At 34.8% G+C, this 287-nt stretch carries 1 pseudogene; it reads left to right on the top strand.

Annotated elements, in window-relative coordinates:
* Positions 1-287 (top strand): annotated as a pseudogene (locus tag ACSG5Z_RS31705) (PDZ domain-containing protein); the annotation flags it as partial.

Raw genomic sequence — 287 nt, 5'->3', positions numbered from 1 at the left:
TTCTTACACACTGATGTCTATGTATTTTTAATAAGTAGTATCTTCGTTGGATACTTACGTATGTTACGAGAACGAAAGGATTTTTCCTTTAACGTTTATGATATTTGGTTTGAACTGCGAACATCTCTATTTGCGGGAGTTGGATACGGATTAATCGTATCTATTCTTACAATTGGACGTGGCCTTGTCGTTTCCAAAGCGAGCTTATGGGTCATCTTACTTTGGTCGTTATTATTTGGATTAACTGCTATGTATCGATATTTATCAGCAGCTTATACATTTAGTAT

Origin of the sequence: Bacillus pretiosus (genome assembly GCF_051294775.1) — a bacterium.
Classification (GTDB): Bacteria; Bacillota; Bacilli; order Bacillales; family Bacillaceae_G; genus Bacillus_A; species Bacillus_A wiedmannii.
Note: the sequence above shows the minus strand (reverse complement) of the source record. Positions and strands in the feature narration are given on the sequence as shown.